A 16,954-nucleotide genomic window follows, 5' to 3' on the forward strand; every position below is an offset into this window, starting at 1 on the left:
AAGCTAGTTATTTGATGCAGCTGCATCTTGAGCTTCCAGTTAATAATAACGATATTCGATAGCGATTTTTGGCAAAAACTAAATAGAGCTTATCCGCCAACGGTTTTATCAACCTCCATCTCAAAGGGGCATACAACCAGCCTTTTCCTACTATCTCCCAAGCTTTGTGCGCGGCATCCAAACCCAAAAGAAGCTTTTTTTGGTCGTCTAGTGCATGAAGAATCGTTTTGGCTTTGCGTACGTCAATTTCCGTGTAGCGGCTTAAGTCGGCTGACATAATGTCGATTGCTTCTATGCTATTTTCTCTGTCTTGCCTTAAAAGTGCGGTTATTTCTTTTACACATAGCGGGCAGCTACCATCATAAAATATCGTTAATAAAGCCATACAATCTTCTCTTTTCTACTCTCAAGATAAAAAACGTATTTATTGAACGAAAAGATCACATAATTTTTTCAATAGTTGATCTTTGATCTCATCCCTCCCGTAATTTTATACAAGCCATACCACTAACAAAGTAAGGACGGCAGCTATGTACCGAAATATCGTTGTTATCGGGAGCTCAGGTGCAATTGGAAGCGCTTTTACCCAAAAAGTCGCAGAACTTTACCCTGCCGCGGATATTCATGCGTTTTGTCGTGACAAGACCAACAAAGTCTCTGGTAATGTCAAAGAGCGTGTTGTGGATTACTTTGATGAACACACCATATGTGAAGCTGCGAAAGTGGTCAGCTCTCAAGTGCCAGTTGATATGGTTTTTATTGCGACAGGTTTACTTCATGAAGGCAAGCTGAATCCTGAAAAATCGTTGAAGGACTTTTCAATGGATAACTTCAATAAAGTTTTTTCAGTTAACACCATTATCCCATCTATTATGGCTAAACACTTCATTCCTAAACTGAATCGACGAAAACGCTGTGTTTTTGCAGCGCTATCTGCTCGTGTTGGTAGCATTTCAGATAACCGATTAGGGGGGTGGTATTCCTATCGAGCTTCTAAAGCGGCTTTGAACATGATTATCAAAACAGCAGCATTAGAAACTAGTAGGATCAACAAAAATGCCATTGTTGTCGGCCTGCACCCCGGAACCGTAGACAGCCCATTATCAAAACCGTTTCAGCATAATGTTGACAGTAAAAAGCTGTTTACTCCAGACTTTTCAGTTGCTTGCTTACTAGACACGATTGACGCTCTTACATTGGAGCACAGTGGTCGATGCTTCGCTTGGGATGGAAAAGAAATCCTGCCTTGATGTTGTAGTGTTAGTTGGTGGTCATACAACGATCACAAACTAACTTTCTGTCCAATAGAATTAAAGAGAAAATCTATTACCTCGAAATTATTGCGTAAATTATACGGAATAATTAAGTTTTATTGATCTAGATCAATAAAAAGGCTGGGATGATGGCCTACCATACAGTCATTCAGAGCTGACTGGTTAAAACTCAGGTTAGTTGGTCTACGTGGTTTGAAAGCAACCTTCGGACTGTTTCGCAGGGAAACATGCGTATTTTCAATTAGATAAGCCTTTCCTTATCGAACGAATATTGGTGCGGATGTTAATTTGTGGGCACAGGGTTTCGATTAGTCTCACGTTCTCTGAGCAAGACTTCATCTTGCATACTGAGAGTAGTTAAGGTTGTCGAATGAATTAGTACCCATTCACTCCGTTAGCTATACCTGTTCTGAACAGGGTTTATAACGGAAAGGTAAGTTATAGCAAATGTCAGGACATATAGGTTGAAGTTTCCAAAGCTGTCATGGATTGACTGAACTGCATAAGGATATGGAAGCTTGGACACGACCTATTCAATGTTCATCATAGCCGATGATTTTACACTCTTTTAAAGTCTTATGTTTGGTCACTCACTTCGAAAGAAGGGGTGACTTTTTTTTATCTGTCTAAAACACTTATCGATAAAAAATAGAAAAACACTTGCTATGACTTTTGAGGTTTATGATCTTAAAATAGCATAATTTGTACCGCCAACTTAACGCTTTATTGGCGGCGACATCTATCAATACATAGATATAAAATTATTTATTCAACGCTAAATAAGTGCCCGCTAAAATCATAATTCCTCCAGCACTTTTATTTAGTTTACGGTGTGCTGATTGAGACTTTAACAATTTTGCTGCTTTGCCTGCGCAATATGCGACAAACATTAAGCCAAGGATGAGTGCCATGGCAGCCAATATTGCTACTAAGGCGATATCAGTCGAGTGTAGCGTAGTAAGATCAATAAAAGTCGGCAAAAACGCAATATAAAAAAGGATGACTTTTGGGTTTGATGCAGAAATTAAGAAACCTTGTAAAAAACTAGCTCTATGGGATTTGCTTTCTAGTTTAATCTCTTCATTTTTCATTTGAGGAAGTGTTTTAAACATTTTATAGCCTAGATAGATGAGGTAGATCGCTCCTATATATCGGATTACTGTAAACACTTCGGTAAAGTGCTCAGCTACAGTTGCTAATCCTAAGCAGGCTAATATAAGATAAATTAAATCAGAACAAACCATACCAATGGCTAGAGTAAAACAGTTTCTTGTGCCTGAGACTAAAGCTCGAGCAAGTAATGCAAATACCCCTGGTCCTGGAGTAATACTAAAAACGACCATGACAAAAAAGAAGGTTAATGCGCTTTCAATTGACATTTCAGTATCCCCCAATAAAAGAAACCCCACCGTGGTTTTAACATAGATATTTAGACTTAATCAATATTTTTGCTCACGCCGTAATATTAAGGTCTTGGGACTCCTGTGTAACATCTGTGTCGAAATTGTATTTGTTGGGACATGTGCTGATTAAGCCCAAGGCCAAAAGTTAAGACACTATCAGATATATCTTTTCAGCGGTATGCAGAAAAGAAGTAATTTAGGGCAGTTGACTTTTTAGGTTACACATCAACTCGATCGGTTTACCACAAGAGAGAATATCCTATAACTACACCTAACAAACCGTGACAGTGATTCTTGTAGAATATCAACATACCCTAACGACATTGGTTACATCAATACGCCCTAAACTTCAGATATTGGCAGCTATTGTTAGGTTCGAAATAGATGACTGTTCCGGTTAGTCCTTTTTGGCTAACGTAGTTGGAAGTAACAGAGATTTCCCCTGTTCCATCAAGGCTTTTCACTGACCCTCTAAAATCGCAGCTACTATTGACATCGCTGTCCCAGATTTGTACGGTTTTATCGGACAAGTCTCTGTCGATTTGTAAACAGAAGTTATCTGACAATTCGATCTCTTGTTTGTCATTCCATACATAATGGGTAAGTACACAGTCGCCGGTTGAAGGTGGATCAGAGGGATCATCGTTGTCGGAAATATCCGTCATTGGTCGTTGCCAAGAGCCTCCTTCGGTGCTGACACCTGAATTTGGAATTTGAGAATAGACGCCTTCGGCGATTTTCTGATTCCACGTTTCGACTGGTGTGCCGTCAATGTTCAAATGTTTAAATTCGCTGCCATCCCAAGCCAATGCATATTCTACATCGGTAGCATTAAACATACCCCAGTCGGAGATAGCATCGCCTTCCGCTTTAGCTTTCTTTAACGTATTGTTAAGCAGTACATTATTCGGGCCTGTCGGGCCAGACCATTTACTCGCGTGATCTCCAGAGCCGTACCAGATAGGTTGCCATGTTGCATCCGGCTCAGGTGCACCATTTGCCCAGCTTCGGTGTTCAAACGGCACTTCAATCACATTGTTGCGAATTAGGTTATTGCGCTCCCAACCGCCGTGTAGATTCAAGTCTTCGTTGAGGTAGTTATTTTCAACGATGTTGCCAGTTGCGGACCACTGTATTGCTAGGTGGCGAATATTTTGAATATTGTTGTTTTTGATCCAACTGTCATACAGTTTAGAGCTTCGCAAGTATCCATTGCCTCCTGCACCTTTGTTCCATGAACCATTGATTGTGTTGTTAGAGATCGTAATATCCTTGGCAAACTCAGTAACGATAGGGTGTGAACCAATCATCTCAATATTCAAGTTATCGACCCAGCCGTTGTAAGCCCATTTTAGGATGACGCCATGAATGGCATCTTGAGGACAAACATTTTCGTATCGGTGTAATACACCGTTAGGATTTTCTTCAGAGTACTCGCCAGCGTTGTAGCTTTCACAATGGCTTCCTTTTGTATCCATGGTCATATAGAAGTCTTGTAGGCCAAAATTTTGTATTGCAGTGACAGGCATCGCGCGGCTGTCGTAACCAGATTCATTTTGCAGTGGGAGATCGAACTCTAAAGGGCGGTCAAGGGTGACTTCATCAGTTGAAGTATTAACTGCCAGCACTTTAAATATCTGAGTCCTCATATGACCTGTCGTAATGTGAGAAGCAGAGCGGCGAGATTCAGGCACTTGCCCTTTATCGAGAAATGCTTCATCGTTTGCCGCGCCAATATAGATTAACCCGCCGACAGTAAACTCCTTTGCCTTGCCTGATTCAAGGAAAACACTGGTATCACCGATTTTGGCGGTTTTGGCGAATTCTATCGAATGCTTCCAATGGAAGTTGATGCTACCTTCGTAGTTTGGTTCCTTGCTGTGTTTTTCTCTTGTTTCGACTCTAAATGCACCAAACCCGGGCCAATATTTTTTATCGAAGTCAGGAGCATTCTCACTGTCGACTCCGTAAGGGGCCCAAGATTTAACAACAATCTGCGTACCTGTTGCTGGGTCACTCCCCATTCCTTTGATTATGACACCAGACTTATCGACGTGAATTTCATCGCTAATGTTAATCACACCAGTTGGAAGCTGGATCGCGACAAGCTTATCTGAGTTTGCATCGATCTGTGAATCAATGATGGATTGTAGGGCAGCTGAATCATCCAGGCCGTCGTTGGCCACCACTCCATATTCTGTTGCATCTATAATTCGGTCATACTCCGTTGGAATTGGACCTCCTTGATTGTAGCCAGGTGATGCATTGACTATAGCTACTTTGATTAGTGCACTGAGTAAAATAGTCGTTTTTGTCACTGCTTTAAACTTCATGTTCTATGCCTTTTATTTTTTGGATAACATTCAATCTAAATAAAGAAAAATTATATTTATAATTAATTTTGCATATGTAAAACGCTATTTTAATTTTTCACAAACCTTATTTTATTGATAGTTTTTTAAACAAAAATGTGAACTATGTTTAAGTGAATAAAATTAGAATAGGTGCTCTCAATAGGTTTAAATTCGTTTGGTCAGAGTCCGTTAGCCCTTGCTACGTATAGTGGAAGCTAGCATCTTCGCCTGAGTTGGGTATATCATTAGCTAACAACACCAATAGATCGAAGTGATAGAATCACCATGCTGCCTTTTGAACCGAAAAGACGCTATCAAGAAATAGGACTCATTTTACGAAAAGAGCTCATCGAAGGCTCTTTCAAAAAGGGAGACAGGTTGCCTCCAGAGAGGGACATTGCAGAGCGCTTAAATGTGAGCCGAACTGTGATCAGGGAGGCAATCATCATGCTTGAGCTCGAAAACCTAGTAGAGGTGAAAAAAGGGTCAGGCGTTTATGTCCTCAATGTCCCATCTCCATCTAATCTGAGCGAAAAAGTCATCTCCGATGATGCGGGTCCGTTTGAGATCCTTCAGGCACGTCAATTCTTAGAAAGTAACATTGCTGAATTTGCTGCAACCCAAGTCACACCAAGCGATATTGCTAAAATGAAAGAAGCACTCAGGCTAGAAACAGAGGAGCTAGAGAAGGGCACTGAGGATTGTTTTGGTGATGAAAAATTTCACTTATGCATCGCCGAAGCGACTCAAAACTCAGTCTTGGTCGATATGGTTCAGCAAACATGGGAAAGACGAAAAACCAGCCCAATGTGGAAAAAGCTTCATGCACGGATTAGCACTCACGGCTATCGAGAGGAGTGGATAGAAGACCACGCGCGAGTGCTATCTGCGCTACAAAGAAAAGATCCAGTACTTGCTAAAAGTTGTATGTGGCAACATCTCGAAAACGTCAAACAGAGGCTGTTGGAACTGTCTGATATTGATGACCCTAACTTTGATGGCTACTTGTTCAGCTCTAACCCCGTCATCTTGATGGACGAAGAATAACGTCAATTAACATATCTTGTTCTCGTTGAATGATAACCTCAGGCTGCTTAAGTAGCCTGAGGTTTTTGCGCACTATTTATTTACATTTTTTCTACAAATAACCTGAAAGTGAGTATATGACTTTTGCATATCTCATGTCACAAATCCTAATTAAACCACTTTGATAAAACATTATACCTGCAATAATGAAACATAGTTTTAAAAAATAAAAATACAACAGAATATTAGAAAAGGAGTTGACATGAATGTCGATATGCTCGTTGTTGGTGTTTATTTTGTTTTTATGATTGCAATAGGGGTTATCTTTAAACGTTTTGCTGGTAACTCGACCAGTGACTATTTTCGTGGGGGCGGCAAGATGCTTTGGTGGATGGTCGGTTCCACCGCCTTTATGACCCAATTTAGTGCTTGGACTTTCACAGGGGCTGCAGGGAAAGCCTTTACCGATGGATTCCCCATCATGGTTATCTTTATGGCCAACGCTTTTGGCTTCCTTTTATCATGGTACTTCTTTTCTTATCGTTTTCGTCAAATGCGAGTTGTCACTCCAATAGAGGGTGTCCGCCGCCGTTTTGGTACCACGAATGAGCAGGTGTTTACATGGGCAACCATGCCAACGAGTGTGGTTTATACCGGGATTTGGCTGAACGGATTAGCCTTGTTTGTGAGTGCGGTATTTAAGGTAGATATTGAAACAACCATTATCGTAACAGGGCTGATTGTACTGTTTATCTCAGCGCTTGGTGGAGCATGGGGCGTCGTAGCTTCAGACTTTGTTCAGATGGTTGTTATTATGGCGGTAACCGTGGTTTGCGCAGTGGCCGCGTTGATTAAAATTGGTGGCCCAGTTAACTTGATTGAGAAGTTCCCGGCTGAAAGCATTATGGGATCGGGGATGAACTATCCACTATTATTTATTTCTTGGTTTATATTTATGTTCGCCAAGCAGTTGATGAACATTAACAACATGCAGGATTCTTATCGCTTTTTAACGGCAAAAGATTCGACCAATGCACGAAAAGCCGCACTGCTCGCGTTTGTTTTGATGCTGATTGGGCCAGCAATTTGGTTCTTACCACCTTGGGTGACTGCGGTTATATACCCAGACGCTGCCACAGTTCACGCAGCTGCTCTTGGCAAGAAAGCTGCTGATGCCGTGTATCTGGTATTTGTTGAAAATGTTATGCCAGTGGGTATGGTCGGCTTACTAATGTCAGCCGTGTTTGCGGCAACGATGTCTTCTATGGACTCAGGGCTAAATCGAAATGCGGGCGTGTTTGTACGCAACTTCTACTCTCCAATTGTCGATAAGAAAGCGTCTGACAAGAAGCTAATGGTTGTCAGCCAAATCGTCACAATGATCTTTGGCGCGCTAATAATCATGGTTGCGCTGTTCATAAACTCCTTACGTGGGCTAAGTTTGTTCGATGCAATGATGTACGTGAGCACCCTTCTTCAAATGCCAATTCTTGTTCCTCTATTCTTTGGCATTTTTATCAAGAAAACACCTGACTGTGCTGCTTGGGCGACTTTGGTCGTGGGGATGATAGTGTCTTACTTGGTAAGCTTTGTCATAACTCCAGAAGTGATTAACGGCTGGTTGGGTTTAAGTCATCCGTTCACAGGCCGTGAAGTGGCAGACTTCAAAGTAATGAATGGCATTATTGCTCACTTATTTATTACTGGTGGTTTCTTCTGTCTGACAACGAAGTTCTATAAAGAGCCAGCGAAAGATCGCAGTAAGGAAATGGCAGACTTTTGGCAAGATGTTTCCACACCAGTTGTTGCACAGGAAGGTCAGGATGAGATGGATCGCCAACAACGCAATATGCTAGGTAAATTGATCTTGGTGTTTGGTTCTCTAGTGTCACTGATGGTATTAATACCGAATCCTTTTTGGGGAAGAATGGCCTTTATCTTTTGTGGAATGGTGATTGTGACAGTGGGCAGTTTATTGCTAAAGAGTGCTGCTAAATCAACTAACTTACAAACATTAGCCTCGAAATAACAGAAAGCCAGAGGGGGGAACTCTCTGGCTTTTTTGGATACTTTTTAATTTGATAGGGATCGATTTTGTTACAGTTTACCCAGCAGGAAATTGAAGCCATTCGCAACAAGGCGAGCCAAGAGATCATTGCGCAAATCATTGAGGATAACCATGTTGTGCTCAACTCTGATACTCTCGTGCCTCCTGACGCTCGAGCAACTTGGAATCTCTACTATTTTTGCCCGAAACATGCGGTGCGCTTAATTTGGGATCGAAACAGTCCTACTAAACACGTTTGCCCAGTCGATGGAGAAGTTCTCACTGGTGAGCCTTACGATGGCGCTTGGTGGCGTGGTTTAAACGGTTTAAACTCCAAGGCTTGTTATGATTTAGGCTTACTTTGGCAGCTTACCCAAGAAAGCAGATATTTTGAAAAAATACGCGAAATATTATTAGGTTATGCCGAGCACTATCCAGATTACGAAGAGCATGGCGGTATTCCATATAATGGACCGGGTAAAGCCAATGCACAGACGTTATGTGAGGCCAACTGCCATTTAGAATTTGCTCGAGGTTACGATTTCATTAAAGATGCGTTGAGCGAAAATGAACAGCAATACATTGAGCAACGCTTGCTCCTTGAAGGCGCTGAGTTTCTAATGAAGCATCGTAGCGACCAATTGCACAATCACGAAGTGAAAATCTCTGCCACGATTGGCATCATCGGGTTAATTCTGGATGACAATACGCTACTTGATTTCGCCGTTAACTCAAAATATGGCCTGAAATACCAAATGCAACATGGCGTGAAAGGGGAAGGCCTGTGGTTTGAAGGCTCAATTCATTATCACTACTATGCACTTCAGGCGGTTGTGAACTTTGAGAAGTTGGCTCGCAAAACAGAACACTCATTAAAGGCGGAACCCAATTTCTACACCATGTTAGCTTTCCCGCTAACATTGCTCACTAATACAGGTGAATTCCCTAAACTGAACGATTGCATAACAGGTCAAGAAAAGCTGACACATAGCCATTTGTTTGAATTTGCCTATAGCGAGTTTAGAGAACCATTGTTTGCTTCTGCACTGCATAATATCTACCTCAACCAAGCCCGCAATAATCTTGACGCGCTTTTGTACGGGGTTGATGAGTTACCAGAGCAAGAGAGGTTAGGGTGCCGATCTATTCATGCTAAAGAGTCTGGTATCACGTTGATGTATCAGCCCGAGCTAGAGAACATGTTACTTGTTAAACATTCACCGTATGGTGGTGAACATGATCACTACGATCGCTTGGGCTTGATTATCAATCGTCATGGCAAAGAAATCTTGCCGGATCTCGGCACAACAGGTTATGGCGCTGAGTTGCATTATGGCTACTACAAAAACACCGTAACTCACAACACACTTGCGGTTGAACAGAAAAATCAACCACCTGCCAATCCTAGAGTGAATAGCTTCACAGAGGATGAACACTATACATGGCTTGATGTAGAAGTTGATTGGAATGGTGAACAACCAGAAGTGGATAGTCATACCATAGTTCAGTGGGACAATGAGGCTTATGAAGGCGTTAAATTCCGTAGGCAAGTGCTTTGGCTAGGTGATGTCGCCATCGAATTTGATTCTGTAGAGAACCCGAAAGGCAAACAGCTCGATCTGGTTTGGCACGTTCGAGGAAGCCATATTGGACTTGAATCCGAATATCAATGCGACAACCCGTTATCTGGCCCTTTAGAGCGTATGACTCAGTGCCATATAGAGCCTGTGAGTGATGGACAGATGATCGCTTACGATATTGATGGGCAGAGTGAATTTAAACAACAGATCTTTACCCACTCAAACGCTAAGCTGCTGCGCGGGTATGCGCCAGATAACCCGGCAACCAGCGATTTAGCGTACTCTCTTTTACGTTCCCAAGAGCAAACCTTTTCAGCGGTTGTTGTGCACAATCTAGCTGATGATGCGGAAGCAAAGATATCAGAGCTGATTCAGTCGGAGCTAGGTATGTCTATGGTCCTATCTAAAGCTGACAAAGTACTAAAAATAGAAGTAGAGTATGAATCAGGAACGGTTAACATTGCTTAGTTGACGATAGATGACCACGAAAGTTTGCTTCGTGGTCATCTTAATTGGTGTATGTAAGTTACATATTGTGAATATGAGAAGAATACAGTGAATCGATTAAGCAAGATCATTATATTTATAGGAACTGTGGAAGCCACACATAGCTAAAAGTTATACACGCACGTAATAAGTACAATATTGCTTCTATATAAGATGTTTTTCAGTATATATGGTTTGATATTCTTCCGATAACACAATCCCAACTCCTTTTGGGATTGAATAATTAATTTCGTTATAAATTACCCTATTGTCATCGTAGTAACACCAGACGTTAGCTTAAATATATCTGAGCTGCCTGTACTTTGAGTATATCCTAGGCGTTTTGCTCCAGCTAAGCATGTGTATGTCGTTGGGTTATCGTCTGTCGTTTCAGGCTGATTGCCCCATAGGCCAACCCCACCAATCACTGGAGCAGATTGCTGATTTTTACCGCTAGTGTTGATAAAACTATTTGACTGCCATAACACCTTACCAGACGCGTCCTTCGTTACTAAGTCACCATTGGTTTCAAGTGTTAATCCTCCCATCGCAGCTTTGCCTGAGAATAACGCTGTACTTTTCGTCCCTTTTGCTGTTTCTAAATATGCCATTCCATTCGGGTAGAAACAGAACTGAGTATATTGTGAGCTTTGAGTGTTAGAGGTCCAAATAGGGCCATTTGCATCATACACCACTAGCTTCCCACCTGATCCCTGTAGAGCCAATGAAGCGTTACCATTGTTAAGTACAAAGCCACCTGATAAGACGGAATTCCCTAAAGGTTGACATGTAGAATAACTTACACCTTCTCCATTAGCATCAATACCGTTTACCTGATTTGGAACCTTACCTGGCATTATGGTGCGATTTGGTTCGGCTGTGATTGAAGCTTGGCAGCCAACCCAAGCGCCTACATTTTCCACAGTACTTTGGAGTGAGTGAGGTGTATAGTCGTTTAAGCCTTTTTGTGTGCTAAATGTTTTTTGATTTGCGACCGTATTGACATCTACGGTACCCAATCCGGGTATATAGTTGTCTACCGTCATGAGGTAGTGTGTCATTTCTACAGGGTTGTCATTCGCTCCGTTTGCGTTGTATGTATCGAAGTAATTATCGAGCTTAATAATGCCATTGTTTTCTAGTGTAGAATTGTTAAAGGTTGTACTTGGCTCTGAAGCGGTGTCAAAATTAGTGACATCCAACTTAGCAAAGTCTAGACCTATAGATTGAATCGCCTTACCATCGCCATCTGTTGGGTTCGTCATCCTGATGCCTGCGGACAACGGTATTTGATTCGCGCCGACAGGTATAGACTCAGGTGAAGTTAAGTTTCTCAATACATCATCGGTTCGTATTGACTGTAAATGAATAGCTCCGGTTTCCGTACCAGAATCAAAAAGAACGTCTCTTAGCTGATCCCTCGTCATAGACTTGAAATTTGGATCGCTGATTGCAGAACTGTCAGGGTTAATACGTATAGCAAACGCATAGCCAGAAAAACTAGGCTTACTTGATGCACTTACATAATCCTCCCGCATACCAATATTCCAGGCGGTTAAATCAGATTCAGGATACGAATCAATGAGTTGGTATAGATTATTAGACGTAGTCGTCGAATCAGCGCTACCTCCTCCATTAACTACCACCCACCCGTCGGGGATATCGACAGAAAAGTGATAACTATTCGTAATGGAAGCATCTTTAGTACCATCAGCGACATACTTGAAGACTCCCCAAGTAAGTGGTCCACTATTTCCTTCATATACTCGATATGAAGAAGTAAGGTCATCTAAACTAACAGGGTTCTGAGTTAAAATACTCTCTAAATTTTGATATACCTTTGTACAATCTTCGTCTTGACTCCAGCATTCATCGGCTGCTTGGTTGATATAATTCAACGACGTTTGAGCTTGTTGACTGACATTGCCGACCCTGTCTCTTTGTTTACTATATACACTTGGGTCATTGAGTATCGCTTTTGCTCGTCCCAGATAATCAGTATAGGTGTTGTAGTCGTCTACAACAGATTGCCTTTCGGAAACGGTTGCTGCAGTTGGCTGCCCAGCTGTCGTTATTTGCTGAGATACAGCTTGAGGTACTGACGCCTTAGCATAGTCTGAATATTGACTACTTAAAATAGAAAGCGCTTTAGTATTAATGTTTCCATCAGAGTCTTTAAACTCGCTAGGGAAGGTATGATTGGCATATGTGTTCACGTCAGCAAGAACTGCGTTACATGCTTTAATATTGTCTGGGCCAGTACCGGCTTGGCAGGTGGTTAAATCGTTATTAACCGCGTCCCCTAGCAAGGTTGGGTCTCCGCCTCGCTGCAATAGTGAAACTTCAATACTGATGCCGCTTGTTTTGTAATTTTGCGCATATTTAAGCGCAGTACTTGCGTTTACAGAACCATACTTAGCACTTACGTTAGCTTGGAAGCTCAATGACTCTGTTTTAGAGGCAAAACGAATCTTAACGTTGGTGTATAAATCTCCCCCTAAGTTCTGGGAACTTACCCAAGAATCACCACACGTCCCGTAAAAATCATTCACTTTTGGGGTGTCGCTAGTCGGGTCTAATATCTGTTCGGCAGCTGGTGTAAGCGTTGGCATGCCAGAGATTTGTTTTGTACCTTCAAATAAACTGTAGGAAGAAGTAAAGGAAAGGTTCGTATTCGATTGGGTAGCATTTGCAGCAAACTCAGCACTGGCTGAAGCCTTATTTATAAGTCCACTGTATGAGACATTAGCACTCAACCCCAAGCTTTGATCTAACTCTTGACTGGACATCGATGCTTTTGTTGTGACTTGAGCCTCTGAATTATAGTTTATTTGTATGAGTGAATCGCCATTGTCATCAGTTGTCTGAATGCATGTTGCTGGGATAGAAGTATCATAATGCTGCAAGTACCCCTGTCCCACCTGCAAGACTGGGGATTCATCCGATGCTACTTTGTGTTTTAAACCAAAGAGCTTTTCGACTTGATTTATTTTTATGTCGTTTGTTGAGGCATAAGCCGTACTTGATAAAGTTAGCCCTATTGCTATCGCAATAAAACTTCTTGATGTTTTCATGGTATTTACTCCTAAAACTTAAATCAAACGCAATTAAGCGGAGTAAATTTACGACTATTTTTACTTACATTCTCGAATTGTGTTTCAAAATGTAACTGATTCTAAAAACAAAAATGATTTGGTAGTTACCTGTAGGTAAATACAGTAGTTACCGCTGCATTAAATTGTAAATTATCCCCGTACACTACATTAGTAATGTCTAGCTAATAACTAAGAGAATATTCGTTTTGCGTAGTATCTTTATTAATATATGGGATGGATGTATATATAATTATTATAATAAGCCAACACCTTTACTAGATAACTAATAGAATAGATAGGCCGAATTATAGGAAACATTAATGGATGAACCCAATTCGCATAACGTTGGTAGAGCAAAAGGAACAATAGACATATTGAGCGACCTCAAGTGCTAAATGGGGGAGGGGCATTAGTAAGCTAGTTTATAAGACCAATAATAGTCACCTTATTATCCCTCGGAAACTACGTAACCATTAAACGCTTAGTGCATCTTTATGGCTCATATTCCTTTTTGTTTGTCGTTTAGGCTAAGTAAAAAGCGCCTATCAAGTTTGTACCGACTCAAGCACCCATTATTAACCTTCTCGTAACCCACTTGACTCTATTTTAAACACAGAACTATCCAAAATTTATTCTGTTTCTAAGAGGTTTTAAAGCAATGCCAAAGCTTAGTCTATTGATAAATGGAGAATTAGTTACAACGGATAAGTATATGGATGTTATCAATCCAGCAACTGAGACTGTGATTGGATCTTGCCCTATCGCTAGCGAGACTCAACTAAACGCAGCCGTTATCGCGGCAAATGATGCCTATTCAAATTGGAAAAACACCCACCTTGAACAAAGAAAACAAGTTGTATTAGGCATCGCAACTATTATAGAAAAGAATTTAGATGAACTTGCCGAGCTAGTCACTTTAGAGCAAGGTAAGCCGCTGAAAGACTCTATATTCGAACTCAAAGCCACTGTGGATATCTTTCGGTATTTTAGTACGCTTAATATTGAACCTAGGTTAATTCACGAAGATACAACAAAAAAAGTAACGTTGGTTAGACAATCTCTTGGAGTCGTTGCTGCCATTACCACTTGGAATTTTCCTTTGTTGCTTTTAGCTTTTAAAATTCCACCTGCTTTAATTGCTGGTAACACAGTTGTTTTAAAGCCATCTCCCAATACACCACTCGCTACATTGAGATTGATGGAACTCCTAAAAAATGCGCTCCCCAAAGGCGTTCTCAATTGCATTACAGGTAACGATGATTTAGGTGAGATGCTGGTCTCTCACAAACTCATCAGAAAGGTTACGTTTACCGGTTCATGTGAAGTGGGAATGAAAATAATGGAAAGCGCTTCCTCGACACTAAAACGTTTATCATTGGAGCTTGGTGGTAACGATGCTGCGATAGTCTGCGCTGACTGCAATCCAAAAGAAATTGCTGCGTCGATCTTCCAAAGCGCATTTGGAAATTCAGGACAAGTTTGTGTCGCAATCAAACGCCTATATATTCACGAAAAAATTTACGACAAACTATGCGATGAGCTAGTAGAACTTTGTGCTAAATCTAGAGTAGGCAATGGACTAGAGCAGGACGTCGATTTTGGGCCTGTCACTGGTCGTGAACAGTACAAGCGTTTAGTCAATTTAATAGAAAACTCTTCAATGCAGGGAAAAATGCTGACTGGCTGTCCAGTAGATAACTCTCATGGTTTTTTCATTTGTCCAACAATTTTCTCTGAATTGCCGCTTGATTCAGACTTAATTTGCTTAGAGCAATTTGGACCAATTTTGCCAGTTATTAAGATTAGTGATATTTCTTCCGCGCTAAAACATATAAATGACTCACCGTACGGATTAGGTGCCTCAGTATGGTCCAAAAACCTTGAACAAGCTTTAGAGATTGCCAACAACATTGATGTGGGGACAGTATGGATCAATAAGCATGGAGACTTAGATCCAAGCATCCCTTTTGCTGGAGCAAAACACTCGGGAATAGGATATGAACTTGGCCCAAACAGCTTAGAAGAGTTTACTCAACAGAAAGTCATCAACGTCACTTCTATATAAGGTAACCACATAATGGGGCAGGAGCCGTCTTGGCGACCCTGCCTCTTTAGATTCAATATGAACAAAAGCCGATCAAACTTTTGTGTTCTTCAGCAATTGGTATCAAACTGCTTCAGATTCAGTATGCGTCGATGGCGTAGAAATATGGAACACTGGGTTATCATATTGAGTACGCTTCATCTGATAATAATCTGAATAATATTCGCCTTGCTCTGTAAGGTTAAAGGTGAAGAACATCGCTCTGCGGGAGAACTCGGAGTTGTTGGCTTCCGAATAGTGAGGGACATAAGAGTCAAATATCACCACGTCACCAGGCTGGGCTTCTAATAGCTGCCATTCAAGCCGATCACAGACGTTACCTTTAATGTCACCATGAAGCTCACCGCCTTGATATCTAGGAAATACTGGTAGCATTTGCCCAGCAACATCCTCAAGCGATTCAAATAGAGTCTCGTTGAGCTGTTTGTAATTGGTCGCGAAATTTAGACAGCCGTTCTCCAGCGTTGCAGCATCTAAAAATACAGCTGCAGTGACATGATAGTTAGGCTTAAAGTCTCGATAGGCAACAACATCTTGGTGTGGCCTAAACGCGCCGCCTCCCGGATTTTTGGCATTACACTTGTCTTTAAACAAAGTAACGGGTTGACCGATTTCTTGTTCAATGATTGCTGCAAGTTTCGGCACGAGTGAACGTTTAATGAATTCATGGCTTTCTGCTAAGTACTCAAAACGACATACTTTTTTTACGTCGTCACGTTCTGGAACAACAATAAGTTGTTTGTCTTGGCTTCGATAATAATTTGCCAATGAAATGCCCGAGTTGGTCACTTCTTGCAGTATATTTTGTGCTTGGTTTGTCAGATCTTTATCTGCTGCATCTAACTCTAATACTTCGCTGGATGTTAATGCTTGTTGAAGCACTTTGTAGCCATATAGTTGAAACTGTTCATCGTTATTCATGCGACGACTTCTCTCTGATTTGACGTTGTTATATCGAGTAGATATTGCAAATATCTATCGAAGTTATTGTGGCTTAGGGTGACGTCTTTTCCTTCATCATCCCAGCGCCTTAATTGAATAGCATCGAAGAAAAACTCTTCTTTCTCGAAGGCTTGGCATTCTTCTAACGTCATAACGCCACCTTGGTGCTGTAAAGAGTCCTTAGATGCCGTGGAGAGATCTTCGAAATAGCCTGACTCTTTGGCACATAAATATCTTTTGGCTTGGGCATGCAGTCTAATGGGTTCAGTCACTTCAGGTGGCAGCCAATGATTTAGGTAGTCCGCACCAACTTTATCGTGTTGATAGTTACCATAGGCGACGCTTGTCTCTGCCAATAAGTGACCAATGTCATGTAGTAACGCTGCAATAATTAACTCGTTGCTTGCACCTGCCTTTATTGCAAGTTCTGCACACTGCATCGCGTGCTCTGATTGAGTAATATCTTCTCCATATTGCATGTTACCTTGTTTTTTGAATAGGGTGTTAATTGCGTTCATTAGTTCGGTTGTCATTACTTGTAACCACTCTCATATAAACAAAATTATCAACAAATAGGATATTTAAACTTTAGGTGCTCAGGTTTAACCTTTTGTGACATTAGGAAATTAAAACTTGGCTCTGA

Annotated in this window: 11 protein-coding genes; 5 read left to right on the forward strand and 6 right to left on the reverse strand. The window is 41.3% G+C overall.

What is annotated here, in order from left to right; genetic code table 11:
- Window positions 1-7 precede the first annotated feature (7 nt).
- Window positions 8-385 carry a thiol-disulfide oxidoreductase DCC family protein gene (locus ACM2FC_RS08580; protein ID WP_498480489.1) on the reverse strand — a complete coding sequence of 126 codons (378 nt, stop codon included), beginning with the start codon at window positions 383-385 and terminating at the stop codon, window positions 8-10.
- Window positions 386-530: 145 nt separating this feature from the next.
- Here ACM2FC_RS08580 and ACM2FC_RS08585 point away from each other — a divergent pair, with 145 nt between their 5' ends.
- Window positions 531-1,250, forward strand: coding sequence for an SDR family NAD(P)-dependent oxidoreductase (locus tag ACM2FC_RS08585; protein WP_498480490.1), 720 nt, complete (start codon window positions 531-533; stop codon window positions 1,248-1,250).
- Window positions 1,251-2,035: 785 nt separating this feature from the next.
- Here the strand turns inward: ACM2FC_RS08585 and ACM2FC_RS08590 are convergent.
- Window positions 2,036-2,653, reverse strand: a complete 618-nt coding sequence (locus ACM2FC_RS08590; protein ID WP_498480491.1) for a LysE family translocator — start codon at window positions 2,651-2,653, stop codon at window positions 2,036-2,038.
- Window positions 2,654-3,009: 356 nt separating this feature from the next.
- A complete protein-coding gene (locus ACM2FC_RS08595; protein WP_498480492.1) occupies window positions 3,010-5,010 on the reverse strand; it encodes a hypothetical protein in 2,001 nt (666 codons plus the stop codon).
- Window positions 5,011-5,292: 282 nt separating this feature from the next.
- Between ACM2FC_RS08595 and ACM2FC_RS08600 the strand changes: the two genes are divergently transcribed.
- The 3 genes from ACM2FC_RS08600 to ACM2FC_RS08610 all read left to right on the forward strand — a co-directional run bounded on the left by ACM2FC_RS08600 (window position 5,293) and on the right by ACM2FC_RS08610 (window position 10,152).
- The gene (locus tag ACM2FC_RS08600) at window positions 5,293-6,078 is read left to right on the forward strand and encodes an FCD domain-containing protein (protein ID WP_498480785.1); all 786 of its coding nucleotides are present in this window, start codon (window positions 5,293-5,295) and stop codon (window positions 6,076-6,078) included.
- A 241-nt stretch (window positions 6,079-6,319) separates the two neighbouring features.
- Entirely contained in the window at window positions 6,320-8,086 is a 1,767-nt protein-coding gene (locus ACM2FC_RS08605) for a sodium:solute symporter family protein (protein WP_498480493.1), read from the forward strand.
- Window positions 8,087-8,151: 65 nt separating this feature from the next.
- On the forward strand, window positions 8,152-10,152 hold the full coding sequence (locus tag ACM2FC_RS08610) for a heparinase II/III domain-containing protein (RefSeq protein WP_498480494.1): 2,001 nt from the start codon (window positions 8,152-8,154) through the stop codon (window positions 10,150-10,152).
- 278 nt (window positions 10,153-10,430) lie between these two features.
- Here the strand turns inward: ACM2FC_RS08610 and ACM2FC_RS08615 are convergent, their stop codons facing one another.
- Window positions 10,431-13,244 (reverse strand): hypothetical protein, encoded by a 2,814-nt coding sequence (locus ACM2FC_RS08615; RefSeq protein ID WP_498480495.1) that lies wholly within the window; start codon window positions 13,242-13,244, stop codon window positions 10,431-10,433.
- Between the two features lie 679 nt (window positions 13,245-13,923).
- Here ACM2FC_RS08615 and ACM2FC_RS08620 point away from each other — a divergent pair.
- Window positions 13,924-15,330, forward strand: a complete 1,407-nt coding sequence (locus ACM2FC_RS08620; RefSeq protein ID WP_498480496.1) for an aldehyde dehydrogenase family protein — start codon at window positions 13,924-13,926, stop codon at window positions 15,328-15,330.
- Between the two features lie 102 nt (window positions 15,331-15,432).
- On the opposite strand, the gene ACM2FC_RS08625 is transcribed toward ACM2FC_RS08620, so the two are convergent.
- Together ACM2FC_RS08625 and ACM2FC_RS08630 are read right to left on the reverse strand one after the other, a co-directional pair.
- Entirely contained in the window at window positions 15,433-16,290 is an 858-nt protein-coding gene (locus ACM2FC_RS08625; RefSeq protein WP_498480497.1) for a phytanoyl-CoA dioxygenase family protein, read from the reverse strand.
- Window positions 16,287-16,844: an HD domain-containing protein gene (locus ACM2FC_RS08630; RefSeq protein WP_498480498.1), complete on the reverse strand. Its 558-nt coding sequence runs from the start codon at window positions 16,842-16,844 to the stop codon at window positions 16,287-16,289. The genes ACM2FC_RS08625 and ACM2FC_RS08630 overlap by 4 nt, the downstream gene beginning before the upstream one ends.
- Window positions 16,845-16,954: the final 110 nt, after the last annotated feature.

The organism is Vibrio sp. A37, from assembly GCF_059777565.1.